18 protein-coding genes, 1 tRNA gene and 1 riboswitch are annotated in these 17,714 nt (G+C 70.9%); of the genes, 13 read left to right on the top strand and 6 right to left on the bottom strand.

Features of this window, described 5'->3' with window-relative positions; genetic code table 11:
* Positions 1-35 precede the first annotated feature (35 nt).
* Positions 36-527 (bottom strand): FBP domain-containing protein, encoded by a 492-nt coding sequence (locus AB4091_RS04260; RefSeq protein ID WP_442290479.1) that lies wholly within the window; start codon positions 525-527, stop codon positions 36-38.
* A 374-nt stretch (positions 528-901) separates the two neighbouring features.
* Positions 902-1,049: riboswitch (cyclic di-AMP (ydaO/yuaA leader) on the top strand.
* 2 nt (positions 1,050-1,051) lie between these two features.
* On the opposite strand from AB4091_RS04260, the gene AB4091_RS04255 reads away from it, so the two are divergent.
* The gene (locus AB4091_RS04255; protein WP_442290478.1) at positions 1,052-1,648 is read left to right on the top strand and encodes a C40 family peptidase; all 597 of its coding nucleotides are present in this window, start codon (positions 1,052-1,054) and stop codon (positions 1,646-1,648) included.
* A 274-nt stretch (positions 1,649-1,922) separates the two neighbouring features.
* Here the strand turns inward: AB4091_RS04255 and AB4091_RS04250 are convergent.
* Positions 1,923-1,996 (bottom strand) — tRNA-Gly (locus tag AB4091_RS04250).
* A gap of 109 nt (positions 1,997-2,105) precedes the next feature.
* Between AB4091_RS04250 and AB4091_RS04245 the strand changes: the two genes are divergently transcribed.
* Together AB4091_RS04245 and AB4091_RS04240 are read left to right on the top strand one after the other, a co-directional pair.
* On the top strand, positions 2,106-2,537 hold the full coding sequence (locus AB4091_RS04245; protein WP_442290477.1) for a hypothetical protein: 432 nt from the start codon (positions 2,106-2,108) through the stop codon (positions 2,535-2,537).
* Positions 2,537-3,406: an SMP-30/gluconolactonase/LRE family protein gene (locus tag AB4091_RS04240; RefSeq protein ID WP_442290476.1), complete on the top strand. Its 870-nt coding sequence runs from the start codon at positions 2,537-2,539 to the stop codon at positions 3,404-3,406. Before AB4091_RS04245 ends, AB4091_RS04240 begins: the two co-directional genes overlap by 1 nt.
* A gap of 79 nt (positions 3,407-3,485) precedes the next feature.
* Here the strand turns inward: AB4091_RS04240 and AB4091_RS04235 are convergent, their stop codons facing one another.
* Positions 3,486-5,030 (bottom strand): AAA family ATPase, encoded by a 1,545-nt coding sequence (locus tag AB4091_RS04235; protein WP_442290475.1) that lies wholly within the window; start codon positions 5,028-5,030, stop codon positions 3,486-3,488.
* A gap of 80 nt (positions 5,031-5,110) precedes the next feature.
* Between AB4091_RS04235 and dcd the strand changes: the two genes are divergently transcribed.
* From dcd to rpmG, 7 genes are all read left to right on the top strand, one after another.
* Positions 5,111-5,689 carry a dCTP deaminase gene (dcd, locus tag AB4091_RS04230; RefSeq protein ID WP_442290474.1) on the top strand — a complete coding sequence of 193 codons (579 nt, stop codon included), beginning with the start codon at positions 5,111-5,113 and terminating at the stop codon, positions 5,687-5,689.
* Positions 5,686-6,426 carry an alpha/beta hydrolase gene (locus AB4091_RS04225; RefSeq protein ID WP_442290473.1) on the top strand — a complete coding sequence of 247 codons (741 nt, stop codon included), beginning with the start codon at positions 5,686-5,688 and terminating at the stop codon, positions 6,424-6,426. Before dcd ends, AB4091_RS04225 begins: the two co-directional genes overlap by 4 nt.
* A 53-nt stretch (positions 6,427-6,479) precedes the next feature.
* A complete protein-coding gene (locus AB4091_RS04220) occupies positions 6,480-7,679 on the top strand; it encodes an ABC transporter ATP-binding protein (RefSeq protein WP_442290472.1) in 1,200 nt (399 codons plus the stop codon).
* Positions 7,676-8,317 (top strand): ABC transporter permease, encoded by a 642-nt coding sequence (locus tag AB4091_RS04215; RefSeq protein WP_442290471.1) that lies wholly within the window; start codon positions 7,676-7,678, stop codon positions 8,315-8,317. The genes AB4091_RS04220 and AB4091_RS04215 overlap by 4 nt, the downstream gene beginning before the upstream one ends.
* Positions 8,314-9,084, top strand: coding sequence for an ABC transporter permease (locus tag AB4091_RS04210; RefSeq protein WP_442290470.1), 771 nt, complete (start codon positions 8,314-8,316; stop codon positions 9,082-9,084). The genes AB4091_RS04215 and AB4091_RS04210 overlap by 4 nt, the downstream gene beginning before the upstream one ends.
* Positions 9,081-10,025, top strand: coding sequence for an ABC transporter substrate-binding protein (locus tag AB4091_RS04205; protein ID WP_442290469.1), 945 nt, complete (start codon positions 9,081-9,083; stop codon positions 10,023-10,025). Before AB4091_RS04210 ends, AB4091_RS04205 begins: the two co-directional genes overlap by 4 nt.
* A gap of 132 nt (positions 10,026-10,157) precedes the next feature.
* Positions 10,158-10,325 carry a 50S ribosomal protein L33 gene (gene rpmG / locus AB4091_RS04200; protein WP_386054516.1) on the top strand — a complete coding sequence of 56 codons (168 nt, stop codon included), beginning with the start codon at positions 10,158-10,160 and terminating at the stop codon, positions 10,323-10,325.
* Positions 10,326-10,511: 186 nt separating this feature from the next.
* Here the strand turns inward: rpmG and AB4091_RS04195 are convergent, their stop codons facing one another.
* Positions 10,512-11,150 (bottom strand): hypothetical protein, encoded by a 639-nt coding sequence (locus AB4091_RS04195; RefSeq protein WP_442290468.1) that lies wholly within the window; start codon positions 11,148-11,150, stop codon positions 10,512-10,514.
* Between the two features lie 263 nt (positions 11,151-11,413).
* On the opposite strand from AB4091_RS04195, the gene AB4091_RS04190 reads away from it, so the two are divergent.
* The 3 genes from AB4091_RS04190 to AB4091_RS04180 all read left to right on the top strand — a co-directional run bounded on the left by AB4091_RS04190 (position 11,414) and on the right by AB4091_RS04180 (position 14,891).
* Positions 11,414-12,667 (top strand): GAF domain-containing protein, encoded by a 1,254-nt coding sequence (locus AB4091_RS04190; RefSeq protein WP_442290467.1) that lies wholly within the window; start codon positions 11,414-11,416, stop codon positions 12,665-12,667.
* 236 nt (positions 12,668-12,903) lie between these two features.
* On the top strand, positions 12,904-14,427 hold the full coding sequence (gene exaC, locus AB4091_RS04185) for an acetaldehyde dehydrogenase ExaC (protein ID WP_442290466.1): 1,524 nt from the start codon (positions 12,904-12,906) through the stop codon (positions 14,425-14,427).
* Positions 14,428-14,441: 14 nt separating this feature from the next.
* Positions 14,442-14,891, top strand: a complete 450-nt coding sequence (locus tag AB4091_RS04180) for a DUF779 domain-containing protein (RefSeq protein WP_442290465.1) — start codon at positions 14,442-14,444, stop codon at positions 14,889-14,891.
* Between the two features lie 94 nt (positions 14,892-14,985).
* On the opposite strand, the gene AB4091_RS04175 is transcribed toward AB4091_RS04180, so the two are convergent.
* Positions 14,986-15,708 (bottom strand): transporter substrate-binding domain-containing protein, encoded by a 723-nt coding sequence (locus AB4091_RS04175; protein ID WP_442290464.1) that lies wholly within the window; start codon positions 15,706-15,708, stop codon positions 14,986-14,988.
* A 94-nt stretch (positions 15,709-15,802) separates the two neighbouring features.
* On the bottom strand, positions 15,803-17,707 hold the full coding sequence (locus AB4091_RS04170) for an adenylyl cyclase (protein ID WP_442290463.1): 1,905 nt from the start codon (positions 17,705-17,707) through the stop codon (positions 15,803-15,805).
* Positions 17,708-17,714 lie beyond the last annotated feature (7 nt).

Here is a 17,714-nt window from a genome sequence, read left to right as displayed (position 1 = left end):
GGCTGGCTCGTGGACCTCAGGACATCGGCGCCGAGTCAGGAGCCGTCGCGGACCCGACGCGCGAAGGCGGACGATCGCGCCCGGAGCTCCTCCACGCGCCGGTCGACGAGCGAGGCCGCGTCGAGCCCGCCCTCCATCGCGTTCGGCGGGCGGCTCACGTGCTGGGAGCAGCTGAAGTCGGCGTGGACGAGAGTGCCGAGGCTGTTGCCCTCGCGCCCGGCGGCGCCGGCCCGGCGCGCGACCCACAGCCGCACGTCGGCCGTGGCGAAAGCGTCCTCGCACCAGGCGCACATGGCCCTCGCCTTGCGCGTGTGCTCCGACGCCCGAAGGACGAAGGCCACGGCCTCGTCACCGACGGGCACGACGGCATACGCCCTCTGGGGGTTGCTGCGGTCGACCCAGCCTAGAAAGTCGAGCTGCTCCCAGGGGAGGGTCTCGAGGTTGCCCGGGATGCTGGCCTGCTTCGCCTCGCGGCGCGAGCAGTTTACGAGGGCGGTGCGAATCTCGTTGTCTGTCAGTGGTTTCACGGTGTTCCTGTCAGTGGGGCAGGACCGGGTGACCCGGTCAGCCGGGGTGGGTGAGGTGACGCGGGACCGTGACCGCTGAGCAGGCCATGGAGGCCACCCACCCCTCCGCGGGACCTCCCGCTGACGACTGACGACTCCGGTGCGGAGCGGCGTCCATCGTGCGCCGGAAGCCTGTCAACGGTCCAGTCGTTTTCGGACGGTTTCGTGTGTGGCCGTCCGAAAACCCGCCTTGAGGAGGTTTGTCTTGGCAACATCTGCCGATATCGAGCCGTGACCTACACGGTTCAACGATTCGTCTGCGACCGTCGATGCAGTTCATCGGCCGGGGTCCTCCCCGGCCGGCCCGCCGGTACGCCGAGTCCTGTCCGCCGGTCGGGGCAGTTGCGCATCACGCGGACAGGAGCGGGGGACCCACTTTCTGGGCCGGCTAGGACCGGTTCTTGGGGTGAAGCCGCGACATGCGGCCGGGCCACTTCTGCCCGAACCCGACAGCTCACCTCGAAGGCGTGGGAAGGAACCCGACCATGCCCGCTTCGAGTCCTGCACGCCCCGCACGACCTGCACGACCCGGGCGCCACCGGCGCCCCGCACGACGACTGCCGCTCCAGTCCCTCGCCCTCACCCCGCTGCTCGGCGCCGCGCTCCTCGTGGGCACCGGCGGCGCACCGCCCGCCTCCACGACGGCGCCGCCTGCCGCGGCTCCGCAAGCCGTCAAGGCAGCGCCGAAGAAGACTGTCAACGTGGCCTCCGCTCCCGTGGCCGCCGTCCCGCGTCGCATCCAGGCGCTTCGCCTCACGGCCGCGCAGAGGGGCAAGCCCTACCGTTGGGGTGCTGCCGGACCGTACGCGTTCGACTGCTCCGGCCTCATCTACTACGTCTACCGGACCCGCTTGCACGTCGCGCTGCCCCGCACGGCGAACGCCCAGCGCCTGAGGACCGTGCGGGTGGCCAAGTCCAACATCCTCGCCGGCGACCTCGTCTTCTTCATGAGCGCCGGACGCGCCTACCACGTCGGGGTGTACGCGGGCAGCGGCAAGGTCTGGCACTCGCCGCGACCGGGCCAGCGCGTGCAGCTCTCGAAGCTGTGGACCAGCGCCTGGGTGGCCGGCCGGGTGCGCTAGCCCGGAACAGACCTCCCAGCAGGGCTCATCTCTCGCGCACATGGTCGTCCGGTCCACCGTCACGACGGGCCGGTGCCCACGCCAGCGTGGCCGTCAGGGACCCCGACGGGCCGTTCCCCCCACGACCCGTTCAGACCCTCATGCCGCCACGTCGACCCCTCCGCGCGGGCCATCCTCCCCCGGGGTGGACCGCCTCGGCGGTCGCGACGGGCACAGGACCGGATGAAGGAGCCGCAGGTAGGGAATGCTTTCCCACCTGCGGCTCCGTCATGGATGGAGCGAGCGACGGGAATCGAACCCGCGTATCCAGCTTGGGAAGCTGGCGCTCTACCATTGAGCTACGCTCGCACGGGCCGCCGGCTGGTGCCCTGCAAGGGCTCGCGAGGCGGCACGCGGCGTCAGTGTAGCCGACGCCGCGCCAGCGCACTGACCGCGACCCCAGGGGCCCACGACCGTCATGGATCTGACCAAGCAGTCCGCCTTCGTCGACCACGTCCGCGGGCGTGGGGGAGCCACGGCGCAGGTGGCGGTGACCCTCGAGCAGTTCTTCGACGGCAACGACTGCGAGTGGAGCATCGCACCCAACCGGCCGGAGGACGTGCCGCTCGCCGCGGTGCGCAAGGTGCTGCTCGACCTGCGCTCGCACCCTGAGGTGCACGACGTCCGGGTCGAGCTCGACGTGCTGGAGTTCGAGGACTTTCCCGACGACGAATGGCCTTACGCCAGTGGGTTGGCCGTCATCACCACACTGCAGCCCGACGAGGTCGACGCGATGACGATCGACGCCGACACCGAGTCGAGCGGTGGCCCGGCGGAGGGCGCTGACTGGCTGGTCGACGCGCCTGGCGTGCCGGAGGGACACCACTACGTCGGCGTGTGGTGGGACTGATGGGTCCCACCGAGGCCGGTCTGGTCGAGGGTGTGCCCGAGCAGGTTACCGACGCGCTCTGCTACCACGGCGAGGGCCCCGTCTGGTCGTCGACGTGGGGTGGTCTGCGCTGGGTCGACATGCTCGCCGGTGACGTCCTCACGCTGCGTGCCGACGGCTCGGTCGACCGGATGCACGTCGGCGACGTGGCCGCGTTCCTGCGCCCTCGCGCGCGGGGTGGCTGGGTGGTCGCGACCGAGCGCGGGCTGTCGCTCGCGGACGACCCGGACGGCATACCCGAGCCGTGGATGGACCTCTGGGACGACCCGTCGACACGCATGAACGAGGGCGGCGTCGACGGCCGGGGCCGGCTGTGGGCGGGGACGATGGGCTACGACCGGGTGCCAGGCACCGCCACCCTCTACCGCGTCGACGCCGAGGGTGCGGTCGCCACGGTGCTACCCGACGTGACGATCTCCAACGGCATCGACCTCTCGCCCGACGGCCGTCACGCCTACTACGACGACACCCCGACGGGTCGCACAGACGTCTTCGACGTCGTCGACGGCGAGCTGACGAACCGTCGACCGTTCGTCACCCACGACCTCGGCCATCCCGACGGCCTCACGGTCGACAGCGCCGGCAACGTCTGGGTCGCGCTCAACGGCGCCGGCCGGGTGCGCTGCCACTCGCCGGCCGGCGACGTGCTCGCCGAGGTCGAGCTGCCCGTGCGGCTCACGACGGCCTGCACGTTCGGCGGCGACGACCTTCGCGACCTGTTCATCACGACGTCCCGCGAGAACCTCGACGACCCGGAGCCCGCGGCCGGTGCCCTCTTCCGGGTGCGCGTCGGCGTGCCCGGGGTGCCGGTGCGCGCTTTCGCCGGCTGAGGCGTGCGTCAGTGTTGCGCGTGGCGCAACACTGACGCACTGTTCGCCGAGGAGGTATGCCGTCTCGCGGGCATACGGCTCAGCCCGAGTGGGTGATGCCGCCGTCGGCGGAGTAGCCGAACGTCGAGACCACGCGACCTGGTCTGTGCGGAAAGCCGGCCGGCAGGCCCATGGGGCCGCCTGACGGCTCACCCCCAGGGCCGCCCGCTCCGCCGTCTGCCGGCTCGCCCGACCCGACGCCCAGCAGGCTTCGCGTGAGCCGCTGGGAGTCCGAGAGCAGCTCGTCGAGGGCCAGGCCGAGGTGGTCGTCGGCCGGCTGTTCGTCGGCCAATGCCGCGGCGAGCACCGCCCGCCGCACGAGCTCCTTCGTGAACGACGCGGTGGTGCCCTCGGTGCGGGCGGCAGCGGCCGACATGGCCTCGTGGCCGAAGAGGTGGCCGCCGTAGAGGTGCAGCAGCTCGAGCCGGCCCTCGAGGTCGGGCAGCGGGATCTCGGCCGCGAGGTCGACACGCCCGGGCCGCTGCGACAGGGCCACCTCGAGGTCCTCGACACGGTTGGTCGTCAGCACGAAGGCCACGTCGGCGTCCGCGTCGAGGCCATCCAGCGCGTCGAGCACCTCGAAGAGCAGGGGTGAGGCGCCCATGGAGAAGGAGCGGTCCTCGGCGACGAGGTCGCAGTCCTCGAGGACGACGATGGCGGGCTGGTGCGCCCGGGCCACCTTGGCGGCGTCGTGGATGAAGCGCAGCGAGCCGCCGCTCAGCAGCACCGCTGTCGTGCCGGGCGTCGCCGACAGCAGGTGGCGCACGGTGTGCGTCTTGCCGGTGCCGGGCGGACCGTAGAGCAGGACGCCACGCTTGAGGTGCTGGCCGTGGGCGAGCAGCCGCTCGCGCTGCTCGCCCATGCCGATGACGTGGTGCGACACCCGCTCGAGCAGGCCCTCCGGCAGCACCACCGCGCCCGCGTCGACCGTCGGGCGCGCCACGAACGTCACGCCGGAGATGCCCGGGCCGTAGGGATCGGTGCCGAACGTGATGACCTGGCCGCGGAGGATGCTCCGCTCGTCCATGAGCTGCTGCACCCGAGCCATGAGTGCCTCGGAGAGGTCGCGGTCGGCACCCATCACCTCGATGCTCCCCAGCTCGCGACCGAACTGGCGGTTGGCGCCCTGCTGGCGCACGGCGACGGGGAAGCCCTCGAACCGGAAGAGGCGGATGCCCGACGTGACCACCTGCCGCTGGTCGTCCTTGCCCGGACCGGTCGGCATGCGGTCGTAGTCCACCTGCCCGACCGGCAGCCCCGACCCGTGCAGCCCCTGGACCAGGTCGCCGAGTGACATGTGGTGGCGCATGTCGCCCGCGATCCCGACGACCGTGCGGTCGGGGTCGCCCTCCGACACCTCGGTGAGGGCCAGGTCCGCGTCGACCATCCGGTGCGGGGGCACCGGCTGCGCGACGACCGCCAGCGCGCGTGGTTGCACCCCGAGGTGCGCGGCAAGGACGTCGACGAGGCGTGGGCCGTCTCCGTCGCTCGGGACCCGTTCGAGCACGGCCCGCACGACGCGGTGGAGGTCGTCGAGGAGCGGCTCGACGGACGGCGGTGGCGAGGCGGCGTTCGAGGGGTCCATGACGTGACGATAGGCGGCGCGCGGGGTCCACAGGGCAGGAGCGGGGGAGTGTTTCGAGCACCGCGTTATAGCCTCGACCCGTGCTGCTCTCCGACAAGGACATCAGGGCCGAGATCGCCGCCGAGCGGGTCGTGCTCGACCCGTGGGACCCGAAGATGGTCCAACCGTCGAGCATCGACGTCCGGCTGGACAAGTTCTTCCGGCTCTTCGACAACCACAAGTACCCCTACATCGACCCGGCGGCCGAGCAGCCCGACCTGACGCGCCTGGTCGAGGTCGGCCCCGGCGAGGAGGGGTTCGTGCTGCACCCGGGCGAGTTCGTGCTGGGTTCGACCCTCGAGGCCGTGACGCTCCCAGACGACCTCGCCGCCCGCGTCGAGGGCAAGAGCTCGCTCGGCCGGCTCGGCCTGCTGACCCACGCCACGGCCGGATTCGTCGACCCCGGCTTCAGCGGTCACGTCACGCTCGAGCTGTCCAACGTCGCGACGCTGCCGATCATGCTCTACCCCGGCATGAAGATCGGCCAGCTCTGCTTCTTCCGGCTCAGCTCGCCGTCCGAGAACCCGTACGGCTCAGCGGCATACGGCTCCCACTACCAGGGCCAGCGCGGCCCGACAGCGAGCCGCTCGTTCAAGAACTTCCACCGCACGCAGGTGTGAGCACCACGTCCGGGCCGACCCGCGCCGACTCCCGTATGCCGCTCGCGTCCCTCTCGTGGGACGCGCAGCCCGCCGCTGCCGGGGTGGTGGTCCTCGTCATGCACGGCGGCGCGGTCGACGGCTTCGAGCCCAACCACCCCTGGTCGCACAACGTGGCCCGGCTCGTGCCGTTCGCCCGCGCGCTGCGCAAGATCCCGGGCCCGGTCGCCGTCGCGCGCCTGCGCTTTCGCGTGCGCGGCTGGAACGGCTCCGAGAACATGCCTGTCGTCGACGCGCAGTGGGCGCTGCGACAGGTGCGTGAGACCTACCCCGGCACTCCCGTCGCCCTCGTCGGCCACTCGATGGGCGGTCGCGTCGCGATGCACCTCGGCGACGAGGACGACGTGCGGCTCGTCGTGGCGCTCGCGCCCTGGATCGAGCCTGACGACCCGTGGCCGGGGCAGGGACGACGCACCGTCGTGATCCACGGCGACCGCGACGTCATCTGCGGTCTGAGCAGGTCGCGTGAACGCATCGAGAAGATGCGGGCGGACGGCCTCGACGCGACGCTCGTGCGTGTCGCCCGGTCCGACCACGCCATGCTGGTGCGCGCCCCGCTGTGGACTGCGCTCGTCACCGAGACCGTCGCAGCCACGTTCGCGCGCGAGCTCGGGGGCTCCGCCGAACCGCGGTCGGGGCCTGTCGGCGCCGTGGTGGCGCAGGTCGTGCACTCCGGCGGGGCCACGATCGACATCTGACCGTAAGGCGAAGGTTCGCAGCGCCGTGGGTGCTGGCGGGTACGTTGAGGGGCATGATCCGCTTCGACGGCGTGACCAAGCGTTACGGCGACTCGTCCGGGGGCAACGGGGGGCAGGGGTCCGTCGCCGTCGACGACCTGACGCTCGAGGCCCCCACCGGCAAGATCACCGTGCTGGTCGGGCCCTCCGGCTGCGGCAAGACGACCACGCTGCGCATGGTCAACCGCATGATCGTCCCCACGTCCGGCACGATCTCGGTCGACGGGCGCGACACCGCCTCGCTCGACGTCGCCGAGCTGCGCCGGGGCATCGGCTACGTCATCCAGCACGCCGGCCTCTTCCCCCACCGAACCGTCCTCGACAACGTCACCACCGTGCCGCGTCTGCTCGGCACCGACAAGAGGACCGCCCGCGACCGTGCCATGGAGCTCATCGAGCGCGTCGGCCTCGACCCCGCCATGGCGCGTCGCTACCCGGCCCAGCTCTCGGGCGGTCAGCAGCAGCGCGTCGGCGTCGCGCGTGCGCTCGCGGCCGACCCGCCGGTCATGCTGATGGACGAGCCGTTCTCGGCCGTCGACCCCGTCGTGCGCGAGCAGCTGCAGAACGAGTTCCTGCGGCTGCAGTCCGAGCTCGGCAAGACGATCCTCTTCGTCACCCATGACATCGACGAGGCCGTCAAGCTCGGTGACCAGGTGGCGGTGTTGCGCGTGGGCGGCGTTCTCGCACAGCTGGACTCGCCGGCTCGTCTGCTTGCCGACCCTGTCGACGACTTCGTCGCCGGTTTCGTGGGGCGCGACCGCGGCTACCGCGCCCTGTCGTTCGCGGCCGCCCCCGAGCTGTCGCTCGCCGACGAGCCGACCGTCCGTCTCGGGGCCGGGGCAGACGACGTGCGTGCCTTCGGTACGCCGTGGGTGCTGTGCGTGGGTGACGACCGCGAGCCGCTGGGCTGGGTCCGCGCTGCCGCTGTCGAGCACGAGGTGACACGCAACCTGCTCCATCGCGGTGGCACCGTCGCCTCGACGTCGGGCTCCCTGCGGGCGCTGCTCGACGCGGCCCTGTCGTCGCCCAGCGGCCGTGGTGTCGTCGCCGACGACGACGGTCGCCTGGTGGGCACCATCACGGCCGCCGAGGTCGTGCCGGCGATCGAGGCGCGACGCGACCGCACGGCATACGCCCCCGGGGGGCAGCACCCGGCCGAGCGGTCCGGCGACGGCGCCTCCGAGGTCCCCACCGAGGAAGCGACCGCGCGGTGACCTGGGCGCTTGACCACCTCGGCGACATCGTCACCCGGGCCGGCCAGCACGCCTGGCTCGCTGGGCTGCCGCTCGTGCTCGGCCTCGTCATCGCCCTGCCGCTGGGCTGGCTCGCGTCGCGCACGGCGTGGCTGCGGGCGCCGCTGCTCACGACCACCGGGCTGCTCTACACGATCCCGTCGCTGGCCCTGTTCATCCTGCTCCCGCCGATCCTCGACACGAAGATCCTCGACCCGGTCAACGTCATCGTCGCGATGACGATCTACACCGTCGCGCTGCTCACCCGCACCGTCACCGACGGACTCTCGTCCGTCGATGCCTCCACCCGGCAGGCTGCTGTGGCGATGGGCTACGGCCCGGTGGCCAGGTTCCGGGCCGTCGACCTGCCGCTCGCGGTCCCGGTCATCGCCGCCGGCCTGAGGGTCGCCGCCGTGAGCAACGTGAGCATCGTCAGCGTCGCCTCGCTCATCGGGGTCTCGCAGCTCGGCTACTTCCTCACCGACGGCTACGCCCGCACCTTCCCGACAGAGGTGTGGGTCGGCATCATCGCCTGCCTGCTCCTCGCGCTCGTCTTCGACCTCGTGATCCAGGTCGTCTCGCGGCTGCTGACGCCCTGGACCCGGGTGGTGGCCGCGTGAGCTTCTCGTCGATCTGGGGCTGGTTCACCGATCCCACGCACTGGCAGGGCGTCGACGGCGTGCCGAACCGCGTGGTCGAGCACCTGCTCTACACCGGCCTCACCCTGCTCATCGCCCTGGCCGTGGCGGTCCCGGTCGGTGCGTGGGTCGGCCACTCAGGCCGAATGCGTTGGCTGGTCACGGGCGCCAACGCAGCCCGGGCCGTTCCGACGCTGGGGCTCCTCTTCGCGGTGTCGATGTTCGTGGGGCCGCTCATCAAGAGCGACCTCGCGTTCGTCATCCCCAGCATCACCGTGCTCGTCCTGCTCGCGATCCCGCCACTGCTGTCGGGCACGTATGCCGGCATCGACAGCGTCGAGCCCGCCGCGCGCGATGCGGCGCGTGGGATGGGCATGACGGGCTGGCAGGTGCTGACCAAGGTGGAGGCGCCGATCGCGCTACCCCTCTTCCTCAGCGGACTGCGCAGCGCGACGCTCCAGGTCATCGCGACCGCGACCATCGCGGCCTCCGTGAGCCTGGGCGGACTCGGTCGCTACCTCATCGACGGTCTCGCCTCGCGCGACTTCGTCCAGATGGTCTGCGGCTCGATCCTCGTCGCCGCCCTGGCCCTCGTGGCCGACGGCATCCTGGCGCTCCTCGAGAAGCGGGCCGTCTCGCCGGGAATCACCGGGCGGACTCCGCGTGTTGCCCGATCACGAACTCGCACCACCGCTCCAGACCAGGCGGCCGTCCTCGTGGGCAGCCCATCCGAAAGGGAACGTCCATGACACGCACTCGCTTCCTCGCCGCGGGACTGCTCCTCGCTGCCGTCGTGCCGCTCGCCGCTTGCGGTGGCGGCGGCGACCCGCTCGCGCCCGCCACGCAGCCGGGCGCCGGCTCGACGGGCGGCTCCACCGGTGGCTCGACCGGTGCCGCCGGCTCGGTCAAGATCGGCTCGGCCGACTTCCCCGAGGCTGCCCTGCTCGGCGAGATCTACGCGCAGGCCCTCGAGGCCAAGGGCACCACCGTCACGCGGCAGTTCAACATCGGCAGCCGCGAGACCTACCTCAAGGCCATCACCGGGGGCGAGGTCGACATCCTCGCCGAGTACACCGGGTCGCTGCTCAACTTCTACGACAAGAACGCCAAGGTCACGCAGCCCGACGAGGTCTACTCCGCCCTGCAGAAGGTCGTGCCGCAGGGACTCACCGTTCTCGACAAGTCCGCCGCCCAGGACAAGAACTCGCTCGCCGTCACCAAGGAGACCGCGAACGAGTGGTCGCTCAAGGCGATCCCCGACCTCGCCGCGCACCAGGGTGACCTCACCATCGGCGCCCCGGCCGAGTTCAAGACCCGTCAGCAGGGCCTGCTCGGCCTCAAGTCGGTCTACAACATCACGCCCAAGGAGTTCCGCCCGCTCCAGAGCCAGGCGACCGTCGAGGCGCTGAAGAACGGTCAGGTCAAGGCCGCCAACATCTTCAGCACCGACCCCTCGATCGCGGCCAACGGCTTCGTCGTGCTCGACGACCCGCAGAGCCTCTTCGGCTCCGACAACGTCGTGCCGCTCGTGCGCACCGAGAAGGCCGACTCGGTCAAGGCGGCGCTCAACGCCGTCTCCGCCAAGCTCGACACCCCGGCCCTCGCCGACATGGTCAAGCAGGTCGTCGTCGACAAGAAGGACGCCGCCGTGGTCGCCAAGACCTGGCTGGCCAGCGCCGGCCTCGCCTGACGCAACCTGCAGCCAGAGGCCCCCGCGACGCGTGCGGGGGCCTCTGGCATACCGCTCGGGAATGCCGAGATCTCGATAATGGTTCTCATGATCGTCGCGAGAGTGTGCGACCACGAACCTCAAGGAGCACCCATGGCCAAGCGAACTGACCTGCGTCCCGTCGTCACCCTCCGCTCGACGGCAGGCACGGGCTTCAGCTACGTCACGACGAAGAACCGCCGCACCCAGCCCGACCGGCTCGTGCTGCGCAAGTTCGACCCCATCGCGCGCGAGCACGTCGACTTCCGCGAGACCCGCTGAGGCACCAGACCGCCGAACGGGCGATCGAGAGAACACTGCGTCCGCGAGAGGGGCGATCCACAGCCTCCCGTCCACGGCGAGAACCGAAAGAGCAGTCCGTCACCACAGGTGACGGACTGCTCTTTCGGTTCTCGGGTAGAGCGCGGGGCGTGGGCCGATCAGGGCGCCACGAGCGCGGCGTGCGGACTAGCGGACCAGGGGCCGCGTCGCCGAGTCCGAGGTCGCCTCTGTCGAGCGCGGCTCGGAAGGCGCCCAGCTGACCGTGACCGGCGCCGGCACGAGCGGGGCGAAGGTGGCCACGACGTCGATGGCGTCGCGCAGCAGTCGCACCAGGCGCTCCTCGGGGTCGTCGACGCACGCGCGCGCGATGCCGTCGACCGCCAGGGCGACGATCTTGGCAGCGTTCGCCGGGCGCACCGCTGCGGCGTTGAAGCCGAGGCGGGCCAGGTGGATGCGTGCCCAGCGTTCGGCTGCCGGCGACGTCGCCAGGGCCGCCCGGGACGCCCTCGACAGCTGCCCGGGTGAGCGGCCGTCCTGCTCGGCGAGAACGCCCTCTGCGTTGAGGATCGCGAGAGCCATGACGTTCTGCCGCTCCTCGGCCGACACCGGCAGCGCCGACCGGGCGGCGATGAGCACCAGAGCGGCCGGCACGCGCGGGTCGTCGGGGTTGAGGCCGACCACCTCGGGGATCATCGTCACGAGCCGTTGTCGGTGCGTCTCGTCGAGCATGTCGTTGACGCAGCGCGCCAGCGTGGCGAGCACCGGGTGGGTGCACACGGGATGGTCGCTCCAGCGTTCACCGGCGAGGAACGATGCCATCTCCATGAAGCAGGCGCCTTTGCGCGCGCTGCGGTGCCGGCCTCGGGACAGGACTGGCACACCGTCTGGGACGAAGGGGGCTCGTCGTGACATCGTCGCTCCTCGGACTTTCCCTCGGGACCCTGCGGGCGGGTCCTTTCATGGTGCGCCTCAAACACGCGCTTGACCACCCTTTGGTCCCACCCACCAGTCGGGAGTCCGGTCGGACCGGGCTATGGCTTTCCACTCGAACCTGTCGATCCGGTGCGAACCGTGTGCACAATCGGCGCATGCCCGTCGACGAGCAGAGCTCCACGCGACCCGAGTCCGACAGCACCGGGGTCCGCGCGCATGTGGCCGACTCGTGGCTGAGGTCCGCGGCGGCAGGCGTGCAGGTCGACACGGTGGATGCCCCGATCACGCTGCCCGGTGACGCCCTTCGCGACCACCGGTCGGCGCATCCGCTCGCCAGGGTGTTCCCGCTGCTGGACGACGTGCTCGGCCAGGCGGCCCGCGACTGCGACGCCGTGATGGCGGTCTCGGACGCGTCCGGGCAGCTGCTCTGGGTGTGTGGCACACCGAGTGTCCTGCGCCGCGCCGAGTCGATCGGCTTCGTCGAGGGCAGCAACTGGGACGAGCGGCTCGCCGGTACCAACGCCCCGGGCATGGCCCTGCGCCTCGACCGCTCGGTCAACGTCCTCGGGGCGGAGCACTTCCGTCGGTCGGTCCAGCACTGGAGCTGCGCGGCGACGACGATCCACGACCCGTCCGACCAGAGCATCCTGGGCGTCCTCGACATCACGGGTGGCGACGAGATCGGCGTGCCGCAGACCATGGCGATGGTGCGGGCGGCCGCGCGGATGGCCGAGTCCGAGCTCGCCAGGGAGCTGCTCGTCCGGTGCCGAAGCGCCGCGTCGGCGGAGGTGCCCGCCGGCGGGGGGCTCTCGGTCCTGATGGAGTCGCTCGGCCGCAACGACACGCTGCTCACGATCGACGACGGCCGCGGCCGCCGACAGACCGTGCGCCTGAGCCCACGCCACAGCGAGATCCTGCTGCTGCTCGCGTCGGCACCGCGAGGGCTCTCGGGCGACGAGCTCGCCATCCTGCTCTACGAGGAGGACAGCAGCGCCTCGACCCTGCGCGTCGAGATGGGCCGGCTGCGCAGCCTGCTCGGTGACGACCTCCTCGCGTCGAGGCCCTACCGGCTCGTCGCCGGGCTCGCCGGCGACTGGCTCGCCGTCGAGGCCCACCTCGCGGCCGGTGACGTGGCGAGCGCGATGCGCTCGTACCGCGGCCCGCTGCTGCCGCGCTCGGTCGCGCCGGGGGTGGTCCGCCTGCGCGAGAGCATCGAGGGCGACGTGCGCACGGCCATCCTCCGCAGCGGGCGCGCCGACCTCATGTCGGCGTGGACCCGGTCCGCATCGGGCGCTGACGACTACGAGATGTGGCAGGCGCAGGCGCGGGTGCTCGGCCCGGGATCGCCACTCATGCCCCTCGTGCACAACCAGATCCAGCGCCTCGACCGCGAGCTCGGCAAACCCTGACCCGTTCCGCCCCGTCCCCCTCGAGTCGAGTGCCCACTTTCCTACGTCGGGAACTGGGCACTCGACTGGGAGGCCGGCCGTCCGCTTTGGTCGAGTGCCCAGTTCCCGACAGGCGGGGGCGTATGCCGTGAGGCCACCACCGGCATACGTGACGCAACGTGGTTGCAACGTTGCGCTGCCTAACGTCCTGCCAACCCCTTCGAGGGGAGACCACCAAGGATGTTGGGAGATCAACCATGACCGTCTACGCACCGCCCGGGCAGCCGGACTCGCTCGTCACCGTGCTCGACCGCTACGGCCACTTCATCGGCGGCAACTGGGTCGACCCGAAGAAGGGCCTCTGGTTCGAGAACACCTCGCCGGTCAACGGCAAGCCGTTCTGCGAGGTCGCCCGCGGCACCGAGGAGGACATCGAGGCCGCCCTCGACGCCGCCCACGCCGCAGCTCCGGCCTGGGGACGCACCTCCCTCGGCGAGCGCTCGCTCATCCTCAACCGGATCGCCGACCGCATCGAACAGAACCTCGAGGCGCTTGCCGTCGCCGAGACCTGGGAGAACGGCAAGGCCGTCCGCGAGACCCTCGCCGCCGACCTGCCGCTGGCCGTCGACCACTTCCGCTACTTTGCGGGCGTCCTTCGGGGACAAGAGGGTTCGAGCTCGGAGATCGACGAGAACACAGTCGCCTACCACTTCCACGAGCCGCTCGGCGTCGTCGGCCAGATCATCCCGTGGAACTTCCCGATCCTCATGGCCGTGTGGAAGCTCGCCCCAGCGCTCGCTGCCGGCAACTGCGTCGTGCTCAAGCCCGCCGAGCAGACGCCGTGGTCGATCCTCAAGGTCGTCGAGCTCATCGGTGACCTGCTGCCGCCCGGCGTCATCAACGTCGTCAACGGCTTCGGCGTCGAGGCCGGCAAGCCTCTCGCGAGCAGCCCCCGCATCGCCAAGATCGCCTTCACCGGCGAGACGACGACCGGGCGCCTGATCATGCAGTACGCGTCGCAGAACATCATCCCGGTCACCCTCGAGCTCGGCGGCAAGAGCCCGAACGTCTTCTTCGACGACGTGCCCCAGGAGCGGGATGCCTTCTACGACAAGGCACTCGAGGGCTTCACGATGTTCGCCCTCAACCAGGGCGAGGTCTGCACCTGCCCGTCGCGCGCCCTCGTGCAGAGCTCGATCTACAGCGACTTCGTGCCCGACGCCGTGGCCCGCGTCGAGAAGATCAAGCAGGGCAACCCGCTCGACACCGAGACGACGATGGGAGCCCAGGCGAGCAACGACCAGCTCGAGAAGATCCTGAGCTATCTCGACATCGGCCGTCAGGAGGGCGCGAAGGTGCTCACCGGCGGAGAGCGCAACGTGCTCGACGGCGACCTCGCCGAGGGCTACTACGTCGCGCCCACCGTCTTCGAGGGCGACAACTCGATGCGGATCTTCCAGGAGGAGATCTTCGGTCCCGTCGTCTCGCTCACCAGCTTCGGCGACGAGGCCGACGCGCTCGCCATCAGCAACGACACGCTCTACGGCCTCGGGGCCGGCGTCTGGACCCGCGACGGCTCACGCGCCTACCGGATGGGTCGTGGCATCAAGGCCGGTCGCGTGTGGACCAACTGCTACCACCAGTACCCGGCGCACGCCGCGTTCGGTGGCTACAAGCAGTCGGGCATCGGCCGCGAGAACCACAAGATGATGCTCGACCACTACCAGCAGACGAAGAACCTCCTCGTCTCCTACTCGCCGGACGCGCTCGGGTTCTTCTGAGCGCGGCGGCCCCCGTGGCCAACACGCCCGCAGAGACGGCCGCACCCGGTGCGCCTTCGGCTTCCCCCCGCCGGGTCGACCTCACCGGTGAGGCGGCGGACCTGCTCCGCCGTCTCACCGGGATCCACGGTCCGTTGATGTTCCACCAGTCCGGTGGCTGCTGCGACGGCAGCTCTCCCATGTGCTACCCGGCCGGGGACTTCATCACGAGCGAGGCCGACGTGCACCTGGCCGACCTCCACGTCGACCGGGTCCGGGCGCCGATCGGCTTCTGGATGTCGGTCTCCCAGTACGCGTACTGGAAGCACACCCACCTCACGGTCGACGTCGTGCTTGGCCGCGGCAGTGGCTTCTCCGTCGAGGCTCCGGAGGGTGTGCGGTTCCTCATTCGCTCGCGGCTCTTCTCCGACGAGGAGACTGCCGCGCTCGGGCTCGAGGCGCCCAGAGTCAACCGAACCGGCTGAGGTGCAGGCGAACTCGTCAGACCGGAGGTCCGCACCCGTTGCCCCCGGTGCGGACCTCCATCCTCGTCAGGCCCGGGGGCGTATGCCGTCGGGCTCAGGCAGGGGGCGCCGCGGCCTCGCGCCGTTGGCCGGCGCGCTCGAGCGCGTCCGCGACGAACCCGCTCGCCTTGAGCTCCTCGACCAGCTCGCGGAGGAAGGCGACGGACTCGGCCGAACGCGTACGGGTCGTGCCCACTGCCTGCCGGATCTGCATGAACGCACCGTCGACGACGCGGAAGCCGGAGTTCGCCTCGGCGAACGCGGTGACGGCTTCACGGATGCCGGCCCCGGCCTCCAGGGGCTCGGAGACGAGTGAGGCGACGCCGACGTCGTTGCGGACGAGCGTGGCGTGCTGCAGGGCGCGGGTGAGGTGCAGGTCGTACGCCGAGCCGGCCTTGACCGCGACGCGGACCCCGTCGGTGTCGACGTCGTCGACGGTGCGCAGGGCCGAGGCCGCGGGCACGACATAGGCGCCCTCGATGACGACGTACGGCTCGGTGAACGCGACCTCGGCCTCACGGACGGGGTCGATGGCGAGGAAGCAGATGTCGGCAGCGCCGGTCGCCATGGCCTCGAACGACTTCCGCGCCCCGTCGAACGTGACGAGCTCGACCGGCACGCCGAGGCGTTCGCCGACGACGTGGGCGATGTCGACCGTCACGCCTCGCGGCTCGTCGAGCGTGCCCTGGGCGAGCACCGCGTTGCCGAGGTTGATGGAGGCTCGAAGCGCCCCGGTGGGGGCGAGGTCACGGGCGACGGCAGTCAGGTCGGCACTCACCGGCCCATCGTAGGACCGGGCCGAGCCAACAGCTGCGGGGTGGTGCCCTCCCGGCCCGGCGGCCCAAGGACCGCGGGGCCGGGCGGCGTTGCCATCAGGGGTAGTCGACGACGGTGACCGGCACATCCGGGTTGGCGATGGTGGACGAGCCGCCCACGCCGTTGACGACGTTGCGGATCCCACCCTTGCCTTTGGACGGGTCGAGGAAGATCGTCAGCAGGTCGTGCAGGCGCACCCCGGGGGTTGTCGGCACCTCGAACGCGTTGGCGGCGAAGATGTCGACGCCCTGGTTGAAGAAGCTGTAGGACCCCATGCCGGATCCCGAGAAGCTCTTCACGCCGGACCCGACGAGCAGGGCAGGGTAGCCATCGTGGCCCGGCCGTGACATCCAGGCGACCTGGCTCGGCGGGTCGTAGGGCATTTCGTTCTGGAAGAACGTGACCGACCCGTGCTCGCCGTTCCAGATGACCTCGGTCTTCTGGTAGTGCTCGACGAAAAGCCCTGTCGCAGTGACGTGGTCGCCGTTGACGACGAGACCGGTGTCGGCCGTGTTGCTCGTCCACCCGACGCCGTTGCCGTGGTCGGCACGCCAGGCCCAGATGTCGTCGAGCACGACGTGGTCGCTGTTGACCTCGAGGCTGACGGTCGCCTTGCCGACGTACGGGCCACCGATGCGGAAGAAGACGTCCTGCAGGCCGGTCGGGTCGGCGCCGCTGCTCCAGCCGGCCCGGCCAGCCGCCGGCGTCCCGGCAGCATGCTGGGTCCCGATCTGGAGCAGGACCGGCGAGTTGACCCTCCCGGCGTCGAACGTGATGCCGGCGATGTCGACGCCCGGTACGTCGGCGACGCTCATCGCAACCTGTCCCTTGGTCGGGGTGAGGCTTGCCAGACCGAGCCCGAGGACGACGGTACCGGCATGCTTGACCTTGAGGGTCTGGTCGAGGTTGTAGACCCCGGGGGTCAGCAGCAGGTTGCGGCCGCGGGCGAGCTCGCGGTTGATCGCCTGCGCCGAGTCCGACGGCTTGGCCACGTAGAAGTCGTCGATGCCGATCGAGCGCCCGGGGGTCGACCCGGATGCCCACGAGACCCCGCTCGTGCCGGTGGCGGCCGCCGGCACGAAGACGCGGTAGGCGCCCTTGCCGTCGACGTAGAGGTAGGGCTTCTCGCGGCTGACCGGGGTGCGGTCGACGGTGGTGTAGGGCCCGCACCCGTTGGGGACGGCCGGGAAGCATTCGGCGGGCGCGCCCTCGACGCCGGAGAAGACCTGGTTCCACACGCCGTTGGTCCAGCCGTTCAGCCTGCTGTTGCGCACGAAGAACTGCTGCTGCGAGCCGTTGATGACGGTCCCGTCGAACATCGAGTCGGCGATGAACCCGCCGCTCGCGAAGGACGGCCCCGTGCAGTAGTCCATGAGCGTCGTCGTGCCCTGGACGTGCACGCGGCGCAGCGGCGCGGCCTGAGAGACGGCCCAGAACTCGTTGGCGTAGCAGCCGGCGCTCGAGTTGCTGACGTTGATCGTCAGGTTGGACATCGAGCGCCAGAAGTTGTCGAGGGCGATGCAGCTGCCGGCGGTGCACTGGTTGTGCACGTAGACCGATCCGTTGATGACGACGTCGCCCGGGTTCTTTCCGAGCCCGGCGACCTCGGTGTAGTAGCCGACCTCGACGTTCAGCGGGTCGGCGGCGCTGCCGTAGGTGCCGGGTTTGAAGAGGATCGCGTGCCGTTCCGCGCCCATCTCGTTGGACACCTGCGCGGCGGCCACGGCGTCCACCTTGGCCTGGATCTCGGCTGTCGACATGGACGGGTCGAGCACGAGAGTGCCCGCACCGAGGTCGGGGATGGCGGTGGCCGCGGCCACGGCGGACGAAGGCGCGGGGGCAGCTCCGGCCCCGGCGACGGCAATGGTCGGGACGGCCGCGGTTGCGACGGCCAGGGCCGCGAATGCCAGTCGGTGGAGCACGCGGGAGGGCCGCTCACGTCGATCTCGTCGTTGAGTCATGCGCTCA

It is taken from the genome of Terrabacter sp. 2RAF25 (assembly GCF_052115265.1).
Lineage (GTDB): Bacteria > Actinomycetota > Actinomycetes > Actinomycetales > Dermatophilaceae > Terrabacter.
Note: the sequence above shows the minus strand (reverse complement) of the source record. Positions and strands in the feature narration are given on the sequence as shown.

Bases quoted from the DNA above. Each gene is read 5' to 3' on its own strand.
- AB4091_RS04255 (WP_442290478.1), top strand. From the start codon at position 1,052: ATGCCCGCTTCGAGTCCTGCACGCCCCGCACGACCTGCACGACCCGGG.
- AB4091_RS04245 (WP_442290477.1), top strand. From the start codon at position 2,106: ATGGATCTGACCAAGCAGTCCGCCTTCGTCGACCACGTCCGCGGGCGT.
- AB4091_RS04240 (WP_442290476.1), top strand. From the start codon at position 2,537: ATGGGTCCCACCGAGGCCGGTCTGGTCGAGGGTGTGCCCGAGCAGGTT.
- AB4091_RS04235 (WP_442290475.1), bottom strand. From the start codon at position 5,030: ATGGACCCCTCGAACGCCGCCTCGCCACCGCCGTCCGTCGAGCCGCTC.
- AB4091_RS04220 (WP_442290472.1), top strand. From the start codon at position 6,480: ATGATCCGCTTCGACGGCGTGACCAAGCGTTACGGCGACTCGTCCGGG.
- AB4091_RS04205 (WP_442290469.1), top strand. From the start codon at position 9,081: ATGACACGCACTCGCTTCCTCGCCGCGGGACTGCTCCTCGCTGCCGTC.
- rpmG (WP_386054516.1), top strand. From the start codon at position 10,158: ATGGCCAAGCGAACTGACCTGCGTCCCGTCGTCACCCTCCGCTCGACG.
- AB4091_RS04195 (WP_442290468.1), bottom strand. From the start codon at position 11,150: ATGGAGATGGCATCGTTCCTCGCCGGTGAACGCTGGAGCGACCATCCC.
- AB4091_RS04190 (WP_442290467.1), top strand. From the start codon at position 11,414: ATGCCCGTCGACGAGCAGAGCTCCACGCGACCCGAGTCCGACAGCACC.
- exaC (WP_442290466.1), top strand. From the start codon at position 12,904: ATGACCGTCTACGCACCGCCCGGGCAGCCGGACTCGCTCGTCACCGTG.
- AB4091_RS04170 (WP_442290463.1), bottom strand. From the start codon at position 17,707: ATGACTCAACGACGAGATCGACGTGAGCGGCCCTCCCGCGTGCTCCAC.